This is a genomic window from Bacillus mycoides (genome assembly GCF_001757995.1).
Lineage (GTDB): Bacteria > Bacillota > Bacilli > Bacillales > Bacillaceae_G > Bacillus_A > Bacillus_A mycoides_B.
On the sequence record NZ_LXLV01000122.1, the window covers coordinates 1 to 1,842 of the forward strand.

The window sequence follows — 1,842 nt, forward strand, 5'->3', positions numbered from 1 at the left end:
AAATAGAACAGTATAAACAATAAATTTTTAGCTACCAATAACTTGAATTTTGAAATGGGTTTTGTATAAATAATGGCCCAAGTACCATATTTATTTTCAGAAGAAATGATAAAATACCACATACAAGCAGAAAAAATGCTTAACGTTAGTGTATTAAAGTTTACTGTAATTGCTATAAGATTTGTAGATTGAAACATGTCAGGATTATTCTTGTTAAAAATAAAATAACTTATACACAAAAAGCTTGATAATAATGAAAAAAACAAAGAAATTAATAATAATTTTCTCCCACCAATTTTCCTCATCTCACTAATTACACTTTTAAAGATAAATTGCATTATTATAGTAACTCCTTTTGTTTAGTTAAAGATAAAAATACTTCCTCTAATGTTGGCTTTTTAGGGCTAACTTCAAAAATATCTATATCATTTTTAATTAATATTCTGGTTAAATTAGGAACACTATCTTGATCTATTATTATTTTGAATACCCCTTCTTTTTCTATGCTATAGGGTATACCCTCTGTATTTAAAATCCTTTCTGTGGGAGCAGTATCATTCACGTGAACAATATATTCTCCAGAAGTAATAATTCTGTTTAAATTCCCTTCATAGAGTAAGCTACCCTTATGTAGTAATGCTATGTGATCTGCTATCATTTCAATTTCAGCTAAATTATGACTAGAAATAAATATAGTCTTCCCCTCATTTTTTACTAAATGAAGTAATAAACGCCTTATCTCGTGTACTCCTTCTGGGTCTAATCCATTTGTCGGCTCGTCAAGAATTAGTATTTTAGGATTATTAAGAATAGCAAAGGAAATACCTAGCCTTTGTTTCATTCCTAAAGAAAAATCTTTAACTTTTTTATCTTTTGCTTTATATATTCCTGTAGTTTTTAATACTCTATCTATTTCATCTAAAGGTTTATTAATCATTTTTTGTACATAGGCTAAATTTTCATATGCTGTTAAATTAGGATAATAGGTAGGTGAATCAATAAAACAACCCACATTTTCAAATAATTCTTCTTTCCATTCTTTGATATCTTTATTATTAAATAATATCGTTCCTTTATCTAATGGAATTAATCCTAATAACATTCGCATAGTTGTTGTTTTTCCTGCACCATTTGGACCAATAAAAGCATATAAACTTCCTTCAGGAACAGATAAGTTTAAATCCCTTACAATGGATTGATTTTCAAAAGATTTTGTTAAATTTTTAGTTTGAATTGCTAATTTCATTTTGTTCCTCTCTTTCTAACCCCCAAATATTTACAAATCATCCAGTAACACTTTATGTATTTCAAACAATTAAGATGGCTTCCTGCCATCCCTTGTCCGAAGCCAATTCATCTCCCACCAACTCACTGGGCTGTGCCCATACACGTTCCTTGAGGAAGGAGTCTTCTTGGCTAAAATGATAAAGTTTGATTAAAAGTACCTACTTCCACTCTTACTCCACGGAATATAAAAAGAATCTAATTTGAAAAGAGATTAATCAAAATAGATTCTTTTCCAGTAGATTTAAGATTGGTTTTTATAAAAATGGTTGATTAAAATTACACATGTTAACCTTACTATGTGATTCTCTGATTAATAAAACGCAAAAAAAATTTGGGAATAGTAACATCTATACATTACCATTATCCTTTTTTTTATAGAAATGGTTCGAATTCTCGACAATAATCCATCCTATAGTTATTAATGTTATAGAAAATAATCTAAGACCCAATCTATACATATAATCTAAATCTTTAAGATAAAAGAAAGATAATATCCCTATAACAGCACCAACTATTCCTAGAATCAAACCCTTATATTTTTGTAAAAACATCAAG

At 28.2% G+C, this 1,842-nt stretch carries 3 protein-coding genes; all 3 read right to left on the reverse strand.

Annotated features, from left to right (window positions below):
• Positions 1-338: ABC transporter permease (locus BWGOE10_RS29125; protein ID WP_171903167.1), on the reverse strand; the 338-nt coding region annotated here is incomplete at its 3' end.
• A gap of 2 nt (positions 339-340) precedes the next feature.
• Positions 341-1,246, reverse strand: coding sequence for an ABC transporter ATP-binding protein (locus BWGOE10_RS29130; RefSeq protein WP_070144056.1), 906 nt, complete (start codon positions 1,244-1,246; stop codon positions 341-343).
• A 388-nt stretch (positions 1,247-1,634) separates the two neighbouring features.
• Complete coding sequence (locus BWGOE10_RS33205; RefSeq protein ID WP_070144057.1) at positions 1,635-1,838, reverse strand: hypothetical protein; 204 nt, start codon at positions 1,836-1,838, stop codon at positions 1,635-1,637.
• Positions 1,839-1,842: the final 4 nt, after the last annotated feature.